This window comes from Curtobacterium sp. VKM Ac-2887 (assembly GCF_015350935.1).
GTDB lineage: Bacteria > Actinomycetota > Actinomycetes > Actinomycetales > Microbacteriaceae > Curtobacterium.
Genome location: NZ_JADKSB010000017.1, coordinates 1 through 18,756, shown reverse-complemented (window position 1 = coordinate 18,756; position 18,756 = coordinate 1). Strand labels below are relative to the sequence as shown.

Genomic DNA, 18,756 nt, shown 5'->3' with positions numbered 1-18,756 from the left:
GCCGTCGTCAGCGCGCGCGGCGGACCAGCACCACGCTGTCGAGGACCTCGTGCGGGTCGCCGTCGGGAGCCGTCGCGGTGCGCGGCCGGAGTTCGGCGGCGACGACGTCCCACGAGCCGTCGAGCTGCAGGGCCGTCAGGTCCTCGTCGGGCGTCGGGAACCGGTACTCCCGCAGCTCTGCCGGCAGGTCGTCGTGCGGTGGGGCAGCGTGCGCGGTCACGAGCAGGTGCCCGCCGACGCCGACGAACCCGGTCGCCCGCCGCAGGATCTCTGCGCGGGGGATCTCCACCGGCCACGACTGCAGGAACGATGCCGTCACCAGGTCGAAGCGCGCAGCCGTCTCCCACGTGGCGAGGTCGGCGGCGACGAACGCGGCCCGTTCCTCGACCCCGGCCGACACGGACTCCCGCGAACCGCGCTCGATCGCCGTCACCGACAGGTCGACCCCCAGCGCGTCCCAACCCTGCTCGGCGAGCCAGACGACGTCGCCGCCCTCACCGCAGCCGAGGTCGAGCGCACGCCCCGTCGGCAGCACCCCGGCGACGTCGGCCACCACCGCGTTCACCCGGCCCGACCAGATCCCGTCCCGCTCGGCGTACCGCTGCTCCCACCAGTCGCGGGCCGAGGCGGTGGGGGAGCCGACGCCATCGGTGGTGGTCTCGTGTGCATGCATCTGCCCACTCCAGCGCCCCTACCGGGCCCGACCCAAGCCCTGTTGCCGCCCCGGCAACATCGCACGGTGCGAGCCGGGCCCGCACCGCGCCTCCCGGCCGCCCGATCGTGAGCAGAAGATGTCGGGTCGCCGTCACGGACCCGACCATTTCTGCTCACGAAGCGCACGCCCCGCGCGCCCCGCGCACGCGCCGCGCACGCGCCGCGCGCCCCGCTACTCGGCGGGAGGGATGGGCTCCGCGTTCTCGATGCGGGCGCTCGCCGTGGCCATGTGCTCGTCCATCGCCCGCTGCACGGCGGGCACGTCGCCGGCCCGGAGCGCCTCGTAGATCGCGCGGTGTTCGTCGTAGGCGGCCTCGGTGGCCTGGCGGGTCTGCACACGGCGGCCGACCCACACGCTGAGCATCGACCGCAGGCTCTGCAGCAGGTCGCCGAGCACGTCGTTCCCCGCGGCCCGGGCGAGCAGGACGTGGAAGCGGACGTCGGCGTCGATGAAGGCCTCGGGGTCGTCGAGCGTGGCCTCTTGCCGGACGAGGTACTCGCCGAGCTCCGCGACCTGCTCGGGCGTGGCGCGCTGCGCGGCGAGTATCGCGACCGTGCGCTCGAGCGACGACCGGACCTCGAGCAGCTCGCGGGTGCGGTTCGACGCGAGCATGAGGCCCCACGACAGCGTCGTCGGCAGCAGGTCCGAGGTGCCGCCCTGCAGGTACGTGCCCGAGCCGGGGCGGATCTGCACGATGCCCAGGATCTCGAGGGCCGCCAGGGCCTCGCGCACCGCGGAGCGTCCGACCCCGAGCCGTTCGGCCAGGATCCGCTCGGACGGCAGTCGCGAACCGGGGGCCAGCTCACCCGCGGTGAGCAGGGACACGAGCTGTCGGGCGACCTCGGAGGCGGGCGACCCCGCGGGCACGGACTCGAGTTCGAGTCGGATGTTGAGGGGGTCGTCCGGGCTGAACGCGGGCATGCAGTGAGCGTACCGTTCGGTCAACCGGTTGGGCTTCGAGGCACTCGCAATGGTTTGGTCAACCGGTTGACAAGTTGGATTCGAGTCCGCACACTGGACCAGGCGCACCGATGCGCCCGCTCCGTCCGGGCGCAGCAGCACGGGTCGGAGTCGTACCACCCCCACCGAGCAGGAGTCATCGTGGACATCCCCGCCACGCGAGGCATCCCCACCTCGGTCGTCGAGAAGACGGCCATCCGCAAGATCGCGATCCGCATCGTGCCGTTCGTGGCACTGATGTTCTTCATCAACTTCCTCGACCGCACCGCGATCTCCTTCGCGGCCCCGAACGGCATGGAGGCGGACCTCGGTCTGACCGCCGCCCAGTTCGGGTTCGCCTCCGGCGTGTTCTTCATCGGCTACCTCGTGCTCGAGGTGCCCTCCAACCTGGCGCTGCACAAGTTCGGCGCGCGCATCTGGCTCGCGCGCATCATGATCACGTGGGGCATCGTCTCGCTGCTCTTCACGTGGGTGCAGAACTACCCGCAGCTCGTCGGGCTGCGCTTCCTGCTCGGCATCGCCGAGGCCGGCTTCTTCCCCGGCGCGATCCTGTTCCTGTCGACGTGGGTGCCCGCCCGGCACCGCGGCAAGATGCTCGCGCTGTTCTACCTGGCCCAGCCCCTGACGAGCGTCATCGGCTCCCCGCTCGCCGGCTGGCTGATGACCCACGAGGGCATGCTCGGCGGCCTGGCCGGCTGGCGCTTCATGTTCCTGTGCGTCTCGATCCCGGCGATCATCGTCGGCGTCCTGTGCCTCTTCGTGCTCAAGGACAAGCCGTCGCAGGCGAAGTGGCTCGACGAGGACGAGAAGCTGTGGCTCGAGGGTGCCCTCGCCGCCGAGAACAAGGCCAAGGGCGGGGGAGACGGGCACGCCAAGGGCGGTCTCCGTGCGGCGTTCGGTTCCGGCCGCGTCTGGATGCTCGCCGCGGTCTACTTCGGCTTCATCTACGGCCTGTACGCGCTGAGCTTCTTCCTGCCGACCATCATCGACGGCTTCCAGGAGCAGTTCGGCACCACGTTCGACCTGTTCCAGAAGGGCATGATCACGGCGATCCCGTACGTCCCCGCCGCGGTCGTCCTGTACTTCTGGTCGCGTGACGCCTTCCGCCGTGGCGTCCGGGTCTGGCACATCGCCGTCCCCGCGCTCGTCGGTGGTCTGAGCATCCCGGTCGCGCTCTACATGAACAGCCCGGCCGCCACGATCGCCGTCATCGCGGTCACCGCCTGCGCGATCTTCGCCGCGCTGCCGAACTTCTGGACCGTGCCGACGCAGTTCCTGACCGGTGCCGCCGCTGCCGCGGGTGTGGCGCTCATCAACACGATCGGCAACCTCGGTGGATTCGCCGCCCCGTACATCACGGGCGTCGTCAGCGGGTGGACCGGCGGCTACCAGGTCCCGATGTTCATCGTCGGCTTCTTCATGGTGCTGTCGAGCGTGCTGATGTTCGTGCTCGGTCGGAACACCAAGCGGAACGAACGACGGGACGCCGACGCTGCGGCGCAGGCCACGACGACCACGACCCAGGAGAGCCACGCATGACCCGCCTGTTCAACGACCCGGCCGACTTCGCCGACGAGATGGTCGACGGCTTCGTGGCCGCGAACCAGGCCCGGGTCCGCAAGGTCCACGGCGGCGTCGCCCGCTCGACCACCAGCCCCGAGGGGACCGTCGCGCTCGTCGTCGGCGGTGGCTCCGGCCACTACCCGGCGTTCGGCGGACTCGTCGGGCACGGCCTGGCAGCCGGCGCTGCGATGGGGAACCTCTTCGCCAGCCCGAGCGCCCAGCAGGTCACGGCGGTCGCGAAGGCGTCCGAGCACGGCGGCGGGGTGCTGCTGAGCTACGGCAACTACGCCGGCGACGTGCTCAACTTCGACGCCGCGGCGCGGACACTGGCCGACAGCGGGATCGACGTCCGCACCGTGCGGGTGACCGACGACGTCGCCTCCGCCCCGAGCGCCGAAGCCCACAAGCGCCGCGGCATCGCCGGTGACCTCTGCGTCTTCAAGGTCGCCGGTGCCGCAGCGGAACGCGGGGACGACCTCGACACGGTCACCGCGATCGCGACCCGCGCCAACGACCGCACGCGCAGCTTCGGCGTCGCCTTCTCCGGCTGCTCCCTGCCCGGTGCCGACGAACCACTCTTCACCGTCCCCGAGGGCCGGATGGCCATCGGCATGGGCATCCACGGCGAACGCGGCATCGCCGAGGCCGACGTCCCCACCGCGTCCGGCCTCGCTGACCTGCTCGTCGACAAGCTGCTCACCGAGCTGCCATCCGGTGTCGTCGTCGACGGGGCACGCGTCGTCCCGATCCTCAACGGCCTGGGCAGCGTCAAGTACGAGGAGCTCTTCGTCGTCTTCGGCGCCGTGCAACGCAAGCTGACGGCGGCCGGCGCCGTCGTCGTCGAGCCCGAGGTCGGCGAACTCGTCACGAGCTTCGACATGGCCGGCGTCTCGCTGACGCTCTTCTGGCTCGACGACGAACTCGAGCAGCTCTGGGCCGCCCCAGCCGACAGCCCCGCGTACCGCAAGGGCGGTGCCGTCCCGCAACAGCCGGTCGCACCCGAGGCCCTCGCCGCGGACGAGCAGGCACCGGTCACGCCGGGCACCGAGGCGTCGCAGGCGTCCGCCGCCCGGGTCGCCGAGGCGATCACGGCCATCCGCACCACCATCGACGACCACGCCGACGAGCTCGGCCGGATCGACGCCGTCGCCGGCGACGGCGACCACGGCATCGGCATGCAGCGCGGCTCCACCGCCGCGGACCGCGCCGCTTCGGACGCGGTGACGCGCGGCGCCGGCGCCGGGAGCGTCCTGGCCATCGCCGGAGACGCCTGGTCGGACAAGGCCGGTGGCACGTCCGGCGCGATCTGGGGAGCCGCCCTGGAGGCACTGGGTCGCGTCCTCGGCGACGACGAGCGTCCGACCGCCGCCACGGTCCAGAGCGCGGTGCACGCCGCCACCGAGGCGGTCCTCGCGTTCGGCGCCGTCCCCGGCGACAAGACCATGGTCGACGCGATCGTCCCGTTCGACCAGGTCCTCACCGACCGCGTCGCGGCCGGCGACGACCTGGTCCGCGCCTGGTCGGCAGCGTCCGCCGCGGCGACGGCGGCCGCCGACGCGACCGCTGACCTGCTGCCGAAGATGGGCCGCGCCCGCACCCACGGCGAGGACGCGGTCGGCACCCCCGACGCCGGCGCGATCTCGTTCGCCCTGATCACCGCCGCGGTCCTCGCGACGCTGGCCGAGAAGTAAGGAAGCCCCCATGACCGAGCAGCAGTTCCGCATCGTCGTCGGCTCGGACGACGCCGGGTTCGACTACAAGGAGATCATCAAGGCCGACCTCGCGAAGGACCCGCGCGTGGTCAGCGTCACCGACGTGGGCGTCGACGCGGACGGGCACACCGCGTACCCGCACGTGGCCGTCGACGCTGCACGACTCGTCGCGTCGGGTGAAGCCGACCGCGCGATCCTGATCTGCGGCACCGGACTCGGTGTCGCGATCGCGGCGAACAAGGTCCCCGGCATCCGGGCCGTCACCGCGCACGACTCGTTCAGCGTCGAGCGTTCGGTCCTGTCGAACGACGCCCAGGTCCTCTGCATGGGCCAGCGGGTCGTCGGCGTCGAGGTCGCCCGCCGGATGGCTCGCGAGTGGTTGGGCTACACGTTCGACCCGTCCTCCGCCAGCGCGTCGAAGGTCGCCGCGATCTGTGCCTACGATGGTTCGGCCCCGGTCGGGACCGACGCCTGATGCCGGCGACCACGGCGGCGGCCCCGATCACGATCGGGGTGTCGCTCAAGATGTACTTCGGGCACGCCCGGACGCTCGAGTGGGCTGCCGCCGTGGCCGACATCGCCCGGACCCACCCGGCGGTGCAGTCCGGCGCCGTCGAACTCTTCGTCATCCCGACGTTCCCGTCGCTCGTGCCGGTGCACGCCGTGCTCGAGCGCACCCCGGTGCTCCTCGGCGCGCAGGACCTGGCATGGGCCGACGAGGGTGCCTTCACGGGTGAGGTGTCCGGCCGCGAACTCCGCGAGGTCGGGGTCGACCTGGTCGAGATCGCGCACGCCGAGCGTCGCTCCCTGTTCCACGAGTCCGACCAGGACATCGCCGGCAAGGTGCACGCCGCCTTCCGCAACGGCCTGCGTCCCCTCATCTGCATCGGTGAGACCGACCGCGCGGCCGACGGCGACCCGTCCGCTGCCGTCGCCGAGGTCACCGCGCAGCTCGACCGCTTCGTCGCGACGGCGGTAGCCGACGGACTCGCCGGGCCGGTCATCGCCGCCTACGAGCCGGTCTGGGCCATCGGCGCACCGCAGCCCGCTCCCGACGAGCACATCCTCGCCGTGCTCGCGGGCATCGAACAGCACCTGGCGAACCGGCCGGAGCTCGCCGGTTCGGTCGTCATCTACGGCGGCAGCGCCGGGCCTGGTCTGCTCACCCGGGGACAGGGCCGTATCAGTGGCCTGTTCCTCGGCCGCTTCGCCCACGACCCCGAGGCGATCCGCACCATCCTCGACGAAGCCGAGGCGCTGGCCGCGACGCAGGACGGAGCACCGGCGTGACCTCCCTGCTCGGCCTCTCCACCTACGCCTACTCCTGGCGCATGTCCGACCGTGTGCCGGCACCGCTGTCCCTCGACGACGCCCTGCGCGACGCCGCGTCGCACGACGGCGTCGACCTGTTCCAGATCTGCGACCACCTGCCGCTCGACACCGCGTCGGACGACCGGCTGACCGCGATCCGGACGCTCGCAGCCGACCTCGGGCTCACGCTCGAGGTCGGCACCCGCGGTACGGACCCGGCGCACCTCGCCCGGTACCTGCACATCGCGCAGATGCTCGGCGCGACGCTCGTCCGGTCGATGTGGACGAGCGGCGACGACCAGCCGGACGCCGCCGAGACCGAACGCCGTCTGCGTCAGGCGCTCCCCGCCTACGAGGCAGCCGGGGTGACGCTCGCCCTCGAGACCTACGAGTTCGTGGCCACCGCCGACCTCGTCGCGGTCGTCCAGGCGATCGGCTCCGACCACCTCGGCATCTGCCTGGACCCGGCGAACACCGTCGCACGGCTCGAACACCCCGCCGACGTCGTCGCGATGACCGCCCCGCACGTCGTCAACTGGCACGTCAAGGACTCCGGGTTCACCCGGTCGCCGGGGTGGGTCGGGTTCCAGTACACCGGCGTCCCGATGGGCACCGGGGTCGTCGACCACGACAGCATCCGCGCCGCGATCGACCCCGACGCCCGGGGGATCAACCGCGTCATCGAGTTCTGGCTGCCCTGGCAGGACGAGCACGCGGGCGCCGACCCACGACCGGGCGAGACGCCCGCACAGACCACCACCCGCATCGAGGCGGCGTGGACCGAACACACCATCGAGCACATCAGGAGCAAGGAATCATGACCGACACCGTCACCACCCCCCACACCGTCGCTGCCGGATCCGGTACGGCCGACGTCACCGTCGCCGTGATCGGTGCCGGCGGCAAGATGGGCACCCGCGTCTCGAACAACTTCGCGAAGAGCGAGTACACGACGCTCTACAGCGAGGCCTCGCCCGCCGGGCAGGAGCGCATCCAGGCCCTCGGCCGGTCACTCACCGACAGCGTCGAGGCTGCCAAGGTCGCCGACGTGGTCATCCTCGCCGTGCCGGACGTCCTGCTCGGCACCATCTCGGAGCAGCTCGTCCCGGTCATGAAGGCCGGCGCCAGCATCCTGACGCTCGACCCGGCCGCGGCCTACGCCGGACTGCTCGCCAAGCGCGAGGACATCCACTACGCCGTGGCGCACCCGTGCCACCCGTCGGTGTTCCTCGAGCGCACCACCAAGGCCGAGTGGGACGACACCTTCGGGGGCATCGCCGCTCCGCAGGAGGTCATCGCGGCCTTCGACGCGTCCGAGTCCCTCGGCGACGAGGACGAGCGCGCCAAGGCGATCGCCGAGGCCGTCATCACCACCATGTACGCGCCCGTCATCCAGGTGCACTGGGTCACCGTGAAGCAGCTCGCCGTGCTCGAGCCGACCCTGGTCGAGACGATCGCCTGCATGATCGGCGACTTCCTCAACGATGCCCTCGAGGAGACCGTCACCGGTGTCGGCGTGCCCCGCGAGGCCGCCCGCGCCATGCTCTACGGCCACACGTGGATCGCGCTGACCAACGGCCTGCGCGGCTCGAACCCGTTCTCGGACGCGTGCCACATCGCCATGGGCTACGGCCGCGAGAAGCTCATCAAGGAGGACTGGAAGCAGGTCTTCGACGACAGCGAGCTCGACAGCGTCATCGCGAAGATGCTCAAGATCGACGCCGTCCGCCGCTGAACCCCGTCTGATCCGCCGACGCGACAGATTCCCGCCGACCATCAGCGGGAATCTGTCGCTTTCGCGGTACTCACCACGCGCTACCCGGGCAGCGGCCCGCCGCGGGGTCCCCAGGCTTCGGCGAGGGTGATCGAGGCGACCCCCGGCACCGTCAGCGCCCGCACGGACGCCCGGAACCACGCCGCTGCCGCCGCCGAGTGCTGCGCCGGATCCGTCGCGTCCGCCACGAACTGCGGCCCGTACCCGGCCTCGACCGTCGCGTCGGTCACGACGGGGCGCGCGGACGTCGCCACCGCGTTGAACCGTGGCCGCAGCGTCACCGGTCCGACGTGGAGCGCCCTGCCGGCGGCCAGCCGGGAGGCGCTCATCACCACCCAGCGCTGCATCCGGATCGACTCGGTCACCTGTTCGGGCGATCGGTCGTGCATCTGCGGCGTCACGCTGAAGGTCAGGGGCCCGTCCCAGTCGCGGAACAGGTCGACGGTCCGGTTCAGCTCCGTGAAGTGCGCGCGCGTACCCGCGACGACCTCGAGGTCGCCGGCAGCCGCCGCAGTATCGAGGAGGGCCTGCTGCAGCGCCGGGGTCGTCACGTGCAAGGTCGGGTCGAACGCCCCGATGCGGACGACCGGCCCGCCCGCGAGCACGTCGTCGATCGCGGCGCGCAGTCGATCCGGGTCGTCGGTGACGAACCGGACGTCGAGCGGCCCGCCACCCGCATCGCGCCGAGCTGACGCCAGCACCGCCCCGACGTTCGGATCGCCGAGCACGGGTTCGACCAGGACCGGCACGCCGAGTGGGCGCGCGTCGGCCCGGCGCGCAGCCGCCGGGGCCGAGGCAGCGAGCAGCTGGAGCGTCGGCGGCGGGGCGACCACCGCGGTGGGAGCCGGCCCGTCCAGGAACGCGAGGTCCGGGGCGGGGGAGGCCGTGCCTCCCGGTCGATCGTCCGTCGTCGCGCGCAACGTGAGCGACTGGTGGACCACGGAGCCCGCGTCGAGCGCGACGGGGAACGGCTCGGACAGCGGCGTCGAGTAGGTCTTGAACGAGGCGTCGGTCCAGCCCCGTTGGTCCTCCGTCTCGAACACGTCGCCGGCCAGGTCGAGCGTCAGCGCAACCCGACCCGTCGACCAGTCCAGCCCCGACAGGTCCTGGGCCGGCTGGTGCGGCGCGATCCACGTCGGGAACGCGGCCGCGGTGGCGCTGCCGGACGGATGCCGCGCGGTGAAGGGCACGCCGGCGAGGGTCGGTGGGTGCAGCACGACCAGGCCGATGCGGTTGCGGCGGAACGGCGTCGTCGTGGTGCCGGTCGCGTCGACGCGCAGGATGGGGCCGTCGACGGTGACCTCGAGGGTGTACCGGAGCACCTCGGTGCCGTCGTAGCGCGCGCTGGCCTCGATGCGGAGCCGCCCGCTGCTGCCTGGGCCGGAGGACAGCGTCTGGGTGAGCACGATGTCGTCGGCGGTGCGCCAGTCGTGGTCCCGCGTCACGAAGCGGATCGCCCGTAGCACCGGTTCGCCGTCGTACTCGAGGTCGGCGAGCTCGGCACCGCGCAGCGTGAACCGCCACGCACCGATCGACACCGTAGTCATGGCTCATGACTACCACCGGTCAACCGGTTGGGCAATGATGGGTCCGTAGAGCGACGACGCTCCCAGGACGGAGCTCCCCGCATGACCGCACGACTCGACCACAGGACCGCACTCGTCACGGGGGCGGGCTCCGGCATCGGCCGTGCGATCGCGGACCGGTTCGTCGCCGAGGGAGCGCGCGTCGTCTACGCCGACCGGGACGCGACGGCGGCGGGCACCGCAGCAGCGGCAGCCGGCGCGCTCGCGCTGCCGCTCACCATGGACATCGCCGACGAGACCAGCGTCGCGGCCGGGTTCGCCGCCCTCGCGGAGCGCGACCTGACGCCGAACGTGGTGGTCGCGAACGCCGGCGTGCAACTGTTCGGCCAGGACGCTGCGGTCGCGGACCTCTCGCTCGACACCTGGAACCGCACGGTCGCGGTGAACCTGACGGGCACGTTCCTGACCGTGAAGCACGCCGTCCGGGCGATGCTCGCGGCCGGCGGCGGCGGGTCGATCATCGCGACGGGCTCACCCACCGGGCTGAACGGCGAGGGTGCGGACTTCGCCGCCTACTCCTCGACCAAGGGCGGCATCCACTCGCTCGTCCGCGCGACCGCGATGGCCTACGCGCGGGACGGCATCCGGGCGAACACCGTCGTGCCGGGCTACACCGAGACCGGGCTCGTCTCGACGATCTCGGGCGACCCTTCGGCGCGGGCCGCGATCGTCGCCCGCACGCCCCTCGGTCGCCCCGGGACCCCCGACGACGTCACCGGCATCATGGTCTACCTGGCCAGCGCGGAGTCGTCCTACGCGACGGGCGCCGAGTTCCGCGTCGACGGCGGCATGACGAGCCTCTGACCGCCTGCGGCGCGAGCTCGCCCCGAGTCTCGGGCTGAGCGACACCTCTCGGGCTCCGCAGTGCGAGGACTGTCGCCTCACCCGAGACTCGTGGCATCACCACCCCGACCGGGAGGCCCGGCGCAGCCCCGTCAGGCCGGCGTGCGGTGGGCGAGCAGCGCGCCCAGGGCCGCGGCCCCGCCCGCAGCGTCCGGCACCGTCACCATCCGTGCCTGCCCGCCGCGGAGCCTTGCCACGAGGCCCGGCCCCGACCGCACCACGTAGGCGACCCCACGGCCGGAGAACCGGTAGCCCCACCCACCCCACTGTCCGGGCGAGACGTCCTCCCACCCGCAGGACTCGATCCGCTCGAGCGGGACGCGCATGAGCGGGATGCGGGTCCACGTCGAGGTCAGTCGCATCCCACGCCGGTCCACGGTGAGCTCGACCCGGGCGAGCACCAGTACGGCGAGCCCAGCGACGACCAACACCGCTCCGGCGGCGACGGCCGTACCGAGGTCGGCCGGAGCCATCGCGAGCCCCGTGCCGATCCCGAGTCCGACCACGACGGCCCCGAGCGCCGCGAACCAGCGACTGCCGATGCGGGCGCGCCACGCGACCCGTGTGTCCGACCCGATGCGCAGCGGTTCGACGTCGTGCGCCGGCACCGGGGGAGCCGTCCGGGCGAGCGCGACGACCGGGACCGCGGCGATGACCGCGTTGACGGCCAGGAACGGCACGGTCCACCAGCCGGACAGCGTCCCGTCGCCGACGGTGTTCGTCGCGGCGAGCACGATCCAGGCGGTGCCGAGGCTGCCGGCGAACAGGTTGGCGACGAGCACCAGGGTGGCGGCGGTCCGGCGGTCGGGCATCCGCAGCGCCGCGAACGCCAGGGCCACGGCGCCGGCGGTCACCGCGAGCGTGATCCAGAACGCCGGCCAGGGCGAACTCCAGCCGTCCGCGGTGCCGTCGGCCCCGAAGTGGACGGCCATGCGGTCCGGCAGGCTCGGTGCGGCGACGAGGGCCGCGACCACCAGGGCCAGCGACACCGCCGTCCCGGGTGCCACCACCGCCAGGCGAGTCCTCGCGTCCATCGGTCGGTTCGTCATCGTGCCCCCTTGATCATCGTGAACAGGTCGTCGAGCGGGACCCCGAGCGTGTCGGCCTGGTCGCGCAGCTCGTCCACGAGCGTGCGCAGCCGGTCGAAGGACGCGTTGCCCGATCGCAAGACCGTTGCTCCGCGACCCCGCCGCAGTTCGATCAGTCCGTCGTCCTGCAGCTGTGCGTAGGCGCGCAGCACCGTGTGCATGTTGACGTCGACCGCGGCGGCGAGGTCGCGCGCCGACGGCAGGCGTTCCCCGCTCGCGAGGTCTCCGCGTGCGATCGCGTACCGGATCTGCGACGCGACCTGTTCGGCGAGGGTGGCCCGCGCGGTCGGGTCGACGGTGATCAGCATGTTTGCATTGTATGCGAACAATCCCGCTGGCCGCGAGGGTCCTCGTGGCGCGCCCTCCGGCCTTTGGCCATGGAACGCAGGCCCCCGTCCGGGGGTACGGCGTCCGGGTACTTTCGGCTGCAGCGAAACACTCGCGATTCAGGGAGAAAACCACGATGACGAACTACGAATCCGCCGACGGGGTGGAGCCCGTCCAGGTCACCACCTACCGTCTCGTCCGCAAGGCCGCCCGACGTGGTTGGGCCGTGCCCACCGACGAGGCCGAACCGTCCCTCGCCGACCTCGTGAGCACCCGCGGCTCCGCGCGCCCCGAGGCCCGCTGACCCCGCCGCCGACGCCGCACGGGGGCCAGCAGTATCGTCGGCCCATGCCCCCTTCGACCCGAGTGGTCACCCGTGGCGTCGAGTTCTCGACCCGAGGCTCCGACGCCGGCGTCCCCGTACTGGTCCTGCACGGCAGCCCCGGCGGGATCGACGTCGCCGAGTTGATGGGGGCGTTCCTGCCGTCTGAGGACTTCCGCGTGGTCACGGTCTCGCGACCGGGCTACCTCGGCACCTGGCTCGACGCCGACCACTCCACGATCGACGACGAGGCCGACCAGCTCGCCGGGGTCCTCGACGACCTCGGCATCGACCGGGTCGGTGTGCTGGCCTGGTCCGGTGGCGCACCGGCCGCGTACCGACTGGCGGTCCGCCACCCGGAGCGGACCAGGGCGCTCGCCGTCGCCTCCGGGGTGTCCGGTCGCTGGGTCCCCGGGTCGGCGGGACCGGCCGAACGACTCGTGACCGACACGGTGTTCGGCGCCGGTCTGGCGTCGGCCGCTGCGCGCATCGCCCCGGCTGCCGCGGCACGCGCTGCGGTGGCCGGCGTGAGCACCCTGCGTGGTGGGGCCCTGCGGGAACACGTCGCCGGCGTCCTGGCCGACCCGGTGCGGCGGGCGTTCCTGCTCGGCCTCGCCCGGACCGGCAACGCGTCCGGGCCCCGACGCGCCGGCTGGGACAACGACGTGCGCCAGCTCGCGGCCGTCGAGTCGCTCGACCTCGGCGCCGTCCGGGCCCCGACGCTCCTGGTGCACGGCGACGCCGACACCGAGGTCGTACACGACGACAGCGCCCGCGCTGCCGAGACGATCCCCGGCGCCGAGCTCGTCACGGTGCCGGGTGGCACGCACTTCGCGCTCTGGGACCACCGCGACGCCGCCGCCGTGCAAGCACAGGTTCGCGCACACCTGCAGCAGCACTGACCACCGGCTCGCCCCGCCTGCTCACGATCCGGTATCGACGAGGTCTCGATCTCGACACGACGCCCCGTGCGTGACCACGGCGCTGCCACGATGGCGGGTATGGCTTCCCTCCGACTCGCGCTGCCCGTCGTCGCCGGTGCGCTGCTCGCGTCCCTCGCCCTGTCCGGCTGCTCCGCCGACGCCTCGTCGACACCGACGCCGACCTCGTCGAGTGCTCGATCGGCGGACGCAGCGGTGGACGCACCGGCGGCGTCCCCCACGGTGGACCCGATGGAGGAGGACCGGAGCGCCGCGGCCGTCTGCGGGCAGATCAGCGCGCTGTCGACGATCGCCCTGAACGCCTCGGACGGTCGTTCCCGCGGTGCCCTGACCGATGCGCAGTACGAGGCGCTGATCGCGGCGGAGCGCTTCGGGTACGAGCACCTGTCGAGCAGCGACGAGCGGCTCGACAACGCGATCGACTACGCGCACGAGTACCTCGACGCCCACCCGGCACCCACGTCGGGGCCGGCGCTCGAGGACAGTGCGGAGTGGGACCTCGTCGGGCGCACCCTGAACACCGCGTGCCAGCAGGCCGGTTCGAACGTGGTCGCGACCGCTCAGTCCGGCGGCTGATCGCGACTCGTCCGGCGGCCAGAGCGCACCGGGGCACCACGGGCACCAGGGTCACGCAACGGTCGCGGCCCGCTCCACCGCACCGATCAGCGCGTCCAGCGCACGGTCCAGCTCCGGCACCGTCACCGCCCCGTACCCCAGCACGATCCCGGCCGGCGTGCTGCCCGGAGCCATCCCGTACTCCTCGAGCGTCGAGACGAGCACGCCGGCACCGGCCATCCGCGCCGCGACCTCCTGCCCCGTCGCCGGACCCGACCACACCACCACGGCGTGCAGTCCGCCGGTCAGCGCACGGGCCTCCAGTCCGACGACGTCGTCGAGGCGGGCCGCGATCCGGGCGCGACGGTGCGTGTAGTCGCGCCGGACCCGGCCGAGGTGCCGGCGGAGCGAGCCGGTCCGGAGCAGGTGCGCGAGCGCGACCTGCACGGGCTCGGCGACGACCGCGCCGCGGGCACGACGGGCAGCGAGCACCGCGTCGGCGACCCCGGCCACGGGCCCGGCCCCGACCAGCACACCAGCCGTCGCGGGCAGCACGACGTAGGAACAGCGCAGCCGTGGGTCGAGCGTCTTCGAGAACCCGCCGACGTGCAGCACCACCCCCTCGGCGTCGAGTGCCGCGAGTGCCGGCACGGGGCTGCCGCGGTGCCGGAACTCCGAGTCGTAGTCGTCCTCGACCACGAGCGTGCCGGTCGCCGCAGCCCAGGCGAGCAGCCGCTGCCGTCGCGCCACCGGCATCACCGAACCGAGCGGGTACTGGTGCGTCGGTGTGACGAGCACGACGTCGACCGGCGGTGCGGCGGTCAGGCGTCGAGGTCCATCCCGTCGTCGTCGAGCGGGATGCCGACGACGGTCCCGCCCGCGCTGAGCACCGCACGCTGACCGGTCCGGTACCCCGGGTCCTCGACCGCGAACACAGGGGTGCGACCGAGGTGCACGCGGAGTGCCTCGGTGACGAGCGACAACGCCTCGGAGGTCCCCGCGGTCAGCAGCACCCGGTCGACCGACGGAGCGAACCCGCGGCTCAGGCCGAGCTGTGCGACCACCTGCGCGCGGAGCTCCACCGTGCCGAGGGGGTCCGCGACGGCGTTCCGCAGCGGGGCGTCGGCCGCCGCCCGCCAGGCCGCGCGCCAGTCCCGCTGCGCGATCGCGGTGACGGCGGGGACCCCGGGGCGGCAGTCGATGACCCGGGCGGTGGCCATCGCCGTCGCACCCGGGTCCGACGCTGGCAGCAAGTCCCCGACGGCGCCGCCCCGGCCGCCCACGTTCGCCACGCCGCCGGTGCCAGCCGACGCGACGACCCGCGCCACCGCACCGTGCCGCGTCCGGATCCAGCCCTCGCCGTCGAGCTGGTCGTAGGCGGCGACGACCGTTCCGCGTGCGACGCCGAGCTCGGCGGCCAACGCCCGGGTCGACGGCAGCGGATCGCCCTCGCGCAGCGTGCCGTCGTGGACCATCCGTCGGATGCGGGCGACGACCCCTGCGGTCTTGCCGGACTGGTCCACCACGATCACCTCGATCTGGTCCACGCACCGGACCACTGTCGAACCTAGCGTGGCCCGCATGAGCACCCCGAACCCCGTCGACGGCCCCGACCTGCGCGTCCGACGCATCCGCGGGCGCCAGTCCGACGACCCCGCCGTCCTCCGGGCGATCCTCGCCGAGGCCCACCTCGCCCACGTCGGATTCGTCCGCGGCGGCCACCCGATCGTGCTGCCCTTCCTGTGCGGTGTCGGCGACCTCGGCGCCGGCCCGGTCCTGCTGCTGCACGGCTCGACCGGCGGCGGCCTCTTCCTCGAAGCAGTGGCCACCGGCGTGCAGGTCGCAGCGACGGTCACGCACTTGGACGGGCTCGTGTTCGCCCGCTCGACCTTCGACAGCTCGGCGAACTACCGCAGCGCGATGATCGCGGGCGCCGCGACGGTCGTGCCGCCTGAACTCCGCACCGAGGCGCTCTGGCAGGTCTCCGACCACCTCATGCCCGGCCGCCGCGACGAGGTCCGCGAGATGACCCCGAAGGAGGTCCGCGCCACCCAGGTCCTGCAGCTGCCCCTCGACCGGGCGAGCGTGAAGGTCCGGTTCCAGGGCAACGGCGAGGCCGCGGACGACGGCGAGGACCACACGGTCTGGGCCGGCGTGCTGCCGCTCGCGGTCCGTGCCGGCGTCCCGGTGTCGGGGGACATCTCGGGGGACGCCCCGGTCGACGCGTCCGTCGTGGCGCTGGCGGCTCGCCTCGACCGCCTTTCGTCCGACCGGGAGGCCCGGATCGCCGCCGTCATGCGGGTCGCGTCCGTCTGAGGCCGGGTCCTCGGGCCCCCGGGCGCGGATCCGCCGCATCTGAGCGACCTGCGAGGATCGCCCGTTCCTGTGACGAGCCGCAGGAACACTCCGGGACTGCCCAGCCTCGATCCGCCCCGTGACCAATACGTTACTTTCCGGATCGTCCAGCGGTCCCGACCCGGAAGGACCCATGGGACGCCACGCCCTGCCTGCAGCAGCCGAAGACCGACAGCCCTCGCGAGGGACCCCGCACACCGCGGTGGAACCCGCTCCGGCGTCACCGCAGCCGCAGCCGTCCCGTCCCCGTGGTCGTCGCTCGGCCCTCGGTCCCGCTGCTGCCCGGGCCACGTTCGTGGAGCACCCGAAGCCGACCCGCACCGTCCGGATGCAGCCGCATCCGCGACCAGTCGCCTCGAGCGCCGGTGCGGCCGTGCTGAGCCGGAAGGCCGTCCTGCGTGCCGAGCGGGCCGTCGACCCGCGGCACATCCGCCGCACCGCGAACGCCAAGCGTGCCGCGATCCTGCTCGCACCGGCGATCGCCGTGACCTCGAGCCTGACGCTGGCCGTGCCGGCGAACGCGGCGACCCCGGCGGAGACGCAGCAGGGCACGACGACCTCGCAGGCCGCGCAGACCTTCACCGTGGCGCACGACGTCAAGGTCCCCGTCGTCACGACCGACGGCATGACCACCACGACCACGGTCGTCTCGTACCCGACGCTCGACCTGCGCTTCGGGGTGACGACGGCCCAGGCGCAGTCGGCCCTGTCGGCGGCGCTGTCCGCCGGCGGCGACCGCGCCACCATCGTCGAGACCGCCCTGCAGTACATGGGGGACCCGTACGTCGAGGGCGGCGCGAGCCACGAGGGCATCGACTGCTCCGGCCTGACGATGGTCGCGTACGCCGCGGTCGGCATCCCGCTCGTGCACTACGTCCCGACGCAGGACGCCGCGGCGACGACGATCCCCGAGTCCGAGGCGCTGCCCGGCGACATGGTCGTGTACGACGACGAGGACCACGTCGGGCTGTACCTCGGCCAGGGGCTCGTGCTGCAGGCACCGCACCCGGGCGAGGTCGTCGACATCGTGCCGATGTACTCGGCCGCGCACCACTTCGCGCGCCTGCTGCCCGCCGGCAGCTGATCCGACGCAGGCGGGGCCGTCGACGGTGACCATCCCGGCCACCGGAGGGTCCGGCACCGACGTGTCACGGGCCTCCCGTATCCTGGCCTGATGGCTTCCGACACCCGTACCCCGTTCGAACAGCAGCAGTCTGCTCGTCCGCAGGTGCGCCCGCGCACCGAGGGCTGGAAGCAGGCGACCGACACCGACGGCCGTCCGCTGCTGCAGTTCGCGTCGCCGAAGCGCGGCAAGCCGCCCGTGCACCTGGCCGACCTGACGGCCGAGGAGCGCGAGGCCCGCGTCAAGGAGCTCGGTCTGCCGGGCTTCCGCGCGAAGCAGCTCGCGACCCACTACTTCACGCACTACACGTCCGACCCGGACAAGATGACCGACCTGCCGGCCGCCCAGCGCGAGCAGCTCGTCGCCGGGATGCTGCCGCCCCTGCTGACCGAGACCCGGCGGCTGGCGACGGACAACGGCGACACGATCAAGTTCCTGTGGAAGCTGCACGACGGCGCCCTGGTCGAGTCGGTGCTCATGCGGTACCCGGGTCGCATCACGCTCTGCGTCTCGTCGCAGGCCGGCTGCGGCATGAACTGCCCGTTCTGCGCCACCGGCCAGGCGGGGCTGACCCGCAACATGTCCACCGCCGAGATCATCGAGCAGATCGTCCGGGCCAACGCGGCCATCGCCGCGGGCGAGCTCGGGGGCGATCCCCGCAAGGGCGGCAAGGACCGCGTCGACGCCGAGCGCGTCACGAACATCGTGTTCATGGGCATGGGGGAGCCGCTCGCCAACTACAAGCGGGTGATGGACGCCGTGCGGCTGATGGTCGCGCCGCAGCCGAACGGCCTCGGGATGAGTGCCCGTGGCATCACGATCTCGACCGTCGGGCTGGTCCCCGCGATCCTCAAGCTGGCGGACGAGAACATCCCGGTGACCTTCGCGCTGTCGCTGCACGCCCCTGATGACGAGCTCCGCGACGAGCTCATCCCGGTGAACTCGCGCTGGAAGGCCGACGAGGCGATCGACGCCGCGCACAACTACTACGTCAAGACGGGCCGCCGTGTCTCGATCGAGTACGCGCTCATCAAGGACATGAACGACCACGCCTGGCGCGCGGACCTGCTCGCCGAGAAGCTCAACAAGCGCGGCAAGGGGTGGGTGCACGTCAACCCGATCCCGCTCAACCCGACGCCGGGCTCCGTGTGGACCTCGTCCGAGGTGCACGTGCAGGACGAGTTCGTCCGCCGGCTCAACGCCGCGGGCATCCCGACGACCCTGCGCGACACCCGCGGCAAGGAGATCGACGGGGCCTGCGGGCAGCTCGCTGCAGCGGAGTAGCCCCGGCGCCGACGGGCACTCCCGGGCCGACACGCCCGGGAGGAACCACGGTTGGCGAGGCCCCCGGAGCCTGTGTAGTGTTACCTCTCGTTGCCACGGCGGCGGAGAACGGAACGGCTGAGACGGTCACTGGGTTTACCCGGGGATCTTGTCCGCCACGGTTCTTCCCCGGGCAGCGGATTCACCAGCCTCTCTGGCGGAGCATCTTCGGGTGTCGAGTGGGGGAGTGCGTCTGGTCCTTGAGAACTCAACAGCGTGCACATTGTCAATGCCAATTTATTGATTGACCTCGTGCCT

Annotated in this window: 20 protein-coding genes; 13 read left to right on the top strand and 7 right to left on the bottom strand. The window is 72.6% G+C overall.

Annotation, left to right across the window (positions count from 1 at the left end; translation table 11 throughout):
* Positions 1–7: 7 nt before the first annotated feature.
* Positions 8–673 carry a class I SAM-dependent methyltransferase gene (locus tag ITJ69_RS16455; RefSeq protein ID WP_194673354.1) on the bottom strand — a complete coding sequence of 222 codons (666 nt, stop codon included), beginning with the start codon at positions 671–673 and terminating at the stop codon, positions 8–10.
* A gap of 213 nt (positions 674–886) precedes the next feature.
* Positions 887–1,636 carry a FadR/GntR family transcriptional regulator gene (locus ITJ69_RS16450; protein ID WP_111086527.1) on the bottom strand — a complete coding sequence of 250 codons (750 nt, stop codon included), beginning with the start codon at positions 1,634–1,636 and terminating at the stop codon, positions 887–889.
* A 180-nt stretch (positions 1,637–1,816) separates the two neighbouring features.
* Here ITJ69_RS16450 and ITJ69_RS16445 point away from each other — a divergent pair, with 180 nt between their 5' ends.
* Genes ITJ69_RS16445 through ITJ69_RS16420 form a run of 6 tightly spaced genes read left to right on the top strand, consistent with a single transcriptional unit; the run spans position 1,817 to position 7,996 of the window.
* Positions 1,817–3,214: an MFS transporter gene (locus ITJ69_RS16445; RefSeq protein WP_123294931.1), complete on the top strand. Its 1,398-nt coding sequence runs from the start codon at positions 1,817–1,819 to the stop codon at positions 3,212–3,214.
* On the top strand, positions 3,211–4,929 hold the full coding sequence (locus ITJ69_RS16440; RefSeq protein ID WP_194673353.1) for a dihydroxyacetone kinase family protein: 1,719 nt from the start codon (positions 3,211–3,213) through the stop codon (positions 4,927–4,929). Before ITJ69_RS16445 ends, ITJ69_RS16440 begins: the two co-directional genes overlap by 4 nt.
* Positions 4,930–4,939: 10 nt before the next feature.
* On the top strand, positions 4,940–5,425 hold the full coding sequence (locus ITJ69_RS16435; protein WP_133938360.1) for a ribose-5-phosphate isomerase: 486 nt from the start codon (positions 4,940–4,942) through the stop codon (positions 5,423–5,425).
* On the top strand, positions 5,425–6,240 hold the full coding sequence (locus tag ITJ69_RS16430) for a triose-phosphate isomerase family protein (protein WP_194673352.1): 816 nt from the start codon (positions 5,425–5,427) through the stop codon (positions 6,238–6,240). The genes ITJ69_RS16435 and ITJ69_RS16430 overlap by 1 nt, the downstream gene beginning before the upstream one ends.
* Positions 6,237–7,082: a sugar phosphate isomerase/epimerase family protein gene (locus ITJ69_RS16425; protein WP_323743130.1), complete on the top strand. Its 846-nt coding sequence runs from the start codon at positions 6,237–6,239 to the stop codon at positions 7,080–7,082. The genes ITJ69_RS16430 and ITJ69_RS16425 overlap by 4 nt, the downstream gene beginning before the upstream one ends.
* Positions 7,079–7,996 carry a phosphogluconate dehydrogenase C-terminal domain-containing protein gene (locus ITJ69_RS16420; RefSeq protein WP_194673351.1) on the top strand — a complete coding sequence of 306 codons (918 nt, stop codon included), beginning with the start codon at positions 7,079–7,081 and terminating at the stop codon, positions 7,994–7,996. The genes ITJ69_RS16425 and ITJ69_RS16420 overlap by 4 nt, the downstream gene beginning before the upstream one ends.
* A gap of 80 nt (positions 7,997–8,076) precedes the next feature.
* Here ITJ69_RS16420 and ITJ69_RS16415 read toward each other — a convergent pair whose 3' ends face one another.
* Positions 8,077–9,582 carry a hypothetical protein gene (locus ITJ69_RS16415; RefSeq protein ID WP_194673350.1) on the bottom strand — a complete coding sequence of 502 codons (1,506 nt, stop codon included), beginning with the start codon at positions 9,580–9,582 and terminating at the stop codon, positions 8,077–8,079.
* Positions 9,583–9,663: 81 nt separating this feature from the next.
* On the opposite strand from ITJ69_RS16415, the gene ITJ69_RS16410 reads away from it, so the two are divergent.
* Positions 9,664–10,425 carry an SDR family NAD(P)-dependent oxidoreductase gene (locus ITJ69_RS16410; protein ID WP_194673349.1) on the top strand — a complete coding sequence of 254 codons (762 nt, stop codon included), beginning with the start codon at positions 9,664–9,666 and terminating at the stop codon, positions 10,423–10,425.
* A 131-nt stretch (positions 10,426–10,556) separates the two neighbouring features.
* On the opposite strand, the gene ITJ69_RS16405 is transcribed toward ITJ69_RS16410, so the two are convergent.
* Together ITJ69_RS16405 and ITJ69_RS16400 are read right to left on the bottom strand one after the other, a co-directional pair.
* Positions 10,557–11,513, bottom strand: a complete 957-nt coding sequence (locus ITJ69_RS16405; RefSeq protein ID WP_228505945.1) for a DUF1648 domain-containing protein — start codon at positions 11,511–11,513, stop codon at positions 10,557–10,559.
* Entirely contained in the window at positions 11,510–11,860 is a 351-nt protein-coding gene (locus ITJ69_RS16400) for a GntR family transcriptional regulator (protein WP_111086536.1), read from the bottom strand. Before ITJ69_RS16400 ends, ITJ69_RS16405 begins: the two co-directional genes overlap by 4 nt.
* Positions 11,861–12,015: 155 nt before the next feature.
* Between ITJ69_RS16400 and ITJ69_RS16395 the strand changes: the two genes are divergently transcribed.
* From ITJ69_RS16395 to ITJ69_RS16385, 3 genes are all read left to right on the top strand, one after another.
* Positions 12,016–12,183, top strand: coding sequence for a hypothetical protein (locus tag ITJ69_RS16395; RefSeq protein WP_159572230.1), 168 nt, complete (start codon positions 12,016–12,018; stop codon positions 12,181–12,183).
* Between the two features lie 44 nt (positions 12,184–12,227).
* Positions 12,228–13,103: an alpha/beta fold hydrolase gene (locus ITJ69_RS16390; protein WP_123338382.1), complete on the top strand. Its 876-nt coding sequence runs from the start codon at positions 12,228–12,230 to the stop codon at positions 13,101–13,103.
* 99 nt (positions 13,104–13,202) lie between these two features.
* Positions 13,203–13,718, top strand: a complete 516-nt coding sequence (locus tag ITJ69_RS16385) for a hypothetical protein (protein WP_159572233.1) — start codon at positions 13,203–13,205, stop codon at positions 13,716–13,718.
* 51 nt (positions 13,719–13,769) lie between these two features.
* On the opposite strand, the gene ITJ69_RS16380 is transcribed toward ITJ69_RS16385, so the two are convergent.
* The gene (locus ITJ69_RS16380) at positions 13,770–14,495 is read right to left on the bottom strand and encodes an aminotransferase class I/II-fold pyridoxal phosphate-dependent enzyme (protein ID WP_194673348.1); all 726 of its coding nucleotides are present in this window, start codon (positions 14,493–14,495) and stop codon (positions 13,770–13,772) included.
* Between the two features lie 23 nt (positions 14,496–14,518).
* Positions 14,519–15,244 carry a GntR family transcriptional regulator gene (locus tag ITJ69_RS16375; protein WP_194673347.1) on the bottom strand — a complete coding sequence of 242 codons (726 nt, stop codon included), beginning with the start codon at positions 15,242–15,244 and terminating at the stop codon, positions 14,519–14,521.
* Between the two features lie 34 nt (positions 15,245–15,278).
* Between ITJ69_RS16375 and ITJ69_RS16370 the strand changes: the two genes are divergently transcribed.
* From ITJ69_RS16370 to rlmN, 3 genes are all read left to right on the top strand, one after another.
* Complete coding sequence (locus ITJ69_RS16370) at positions 15,279–16,013, top strand: pyridoxamine 5'-phosphate oxidase family protein (protein ID WP_194673346.1); 735 nt, start codon at positions 15,279–15,281, stop codon at positions 16,011–16,013.
* A gap of 172 nt (positions 16,014–16,185) precedes the next feature.
* Positions 16,186–17,136 carry a C40 family peptidase gene (locus ITJ69_RS16365; RefSeq protein ID WP_159572242.1) on the top strand — a complete coding sequence of 317 codons (951 nt, stop codon included), beginning with the start codon at positions 16,186–16,188 and terminating at the stop codon, positions 17,134–17,136.
* Between the two features lie 90 nt (positions 17,137–17,226).
* On the top strand, positions 17,227–18,459 hold the full coding sequence (gene rlmN, locus ITJ69_RS16360) for a 23S rRNA (adenine(2503)-C(2))-methyltransferase RlmN (RefSeq protein ID WP_111086542.1): 1,233 nt from the start codon (positions 17,227–17,229) through the stop codon (positions 18,457–18,459).
* The last annotated feature ends 297 nt before the right edge of the window (positions 18,460–18,756 follow it).

Coding starts and splice junctions, on each gene's coding strand:
- ITJ69_RS16455 (WP_194673354.1), bottom strand. CDS start 673: ATGCATGCACACGAGACCACCACCGATGGCGTCGGCTCCCCCACCGCC.
- ITJ69_RS16450 (WP_111086527.1), bottom strand. CDS start 1,636: ATGCCCGCGTTCAGCCCGGACGACCCCCTCAACATCCGACTCGAACTC.
- ITJ69_RS16440 (WP_194673353.1), top strand. CDS start 3,211: ATGACCCGCCTGTTCAACGACCCGGCCGACTTCGCCGACGAGATGGTC.
- ITJ69_RS16435 (WP_133938360.1), top strand. CDS start 4,940: ATGACCGAGCAGCAGTTCCGCATCGTCGTCGGCTCGGACGACGCCGGG.
- ITJ69_RS16430 (WP_194673352.1), top strand. CDS start 5,425: ATGCCGGCGACCACGGCGGCGGCCCCGATCACGATCGGGGTGTCGCTC.
- ITJ69_RS16420 (WP_194673351.1), top strand. CDS start 7,079: ATGACCGACACCGTCACCACCCCCCACACCGTCGCTGCCGGATCCGGT.
- ITJ69_RS16415 (WP_194673350.1), bottom strand. CDS start 9,582: ATGACTACGGTGTCGATCGGTGCGTGGCGGTTCACGCTGCGCGGTGCC.
- ITJ69_RS16410 (WP_194673349.1), top strand. CDS start 9,664: ATGACCGCACGACTCGACCACAGGACCGCACTCGTCACGGGGGCGGGC.
- ITJ69_RS16405 (WP_228505945.1), bottom strand. CDS start 11,513: ATGACGAACCGACCGATGGACGCGAGGACTCGCCTGGCGGTGGTGGCA.
- ITJ69_RS16400 (WP_111086536.1), bottom strand. CDS start 11,860: ATGCTGATCACCGTCGACCCGACCGCGCGGGCCACCCTCGCCGAACAG.
- ITJ69_RS16395 (WP_159572230.1), top strand. CDS start 12,016: ATGACGAACTACGAATCCGCCGACGGGGTGGAGCCCGTCCAGGTCACC.
- ITJ69_RS16390 (WP_123338382.1), top strand. CDS start 12,228: ATGCCCCCTTCGACCCGAGTGGTCACCCGTGGCGTCGAGTTCTCGACC.
- ITJ69_RS16385 (WP_159572233.1), top strand. CDS start 13,203: ATGGCTTCCCTCCGACTCGCGCTGCCCGTCGTCGCCGGTGCGCTGCTC.
- ITJ69_RS16370 (WP_194673346.1), top strand. CDS start 15,279: ATGAGCACCCCGAACCCCGTCGACGGCCCCGACCTGCGCGTCCGACGC.
- ITJ69_RS16365 (WP_159572242.1), top strand. CDS start 16,186: ATGGGACGCCACGCCCTGCCTGCAGCAGCCGAAGACCGACAGCCCTCG.
- rlmN (WP_111086542.1), top strand. CDS start 17,227: ATGGCTTCCGACACCCGTACCCCGTTCGAACAGCAGCAGTCTGCTCGT.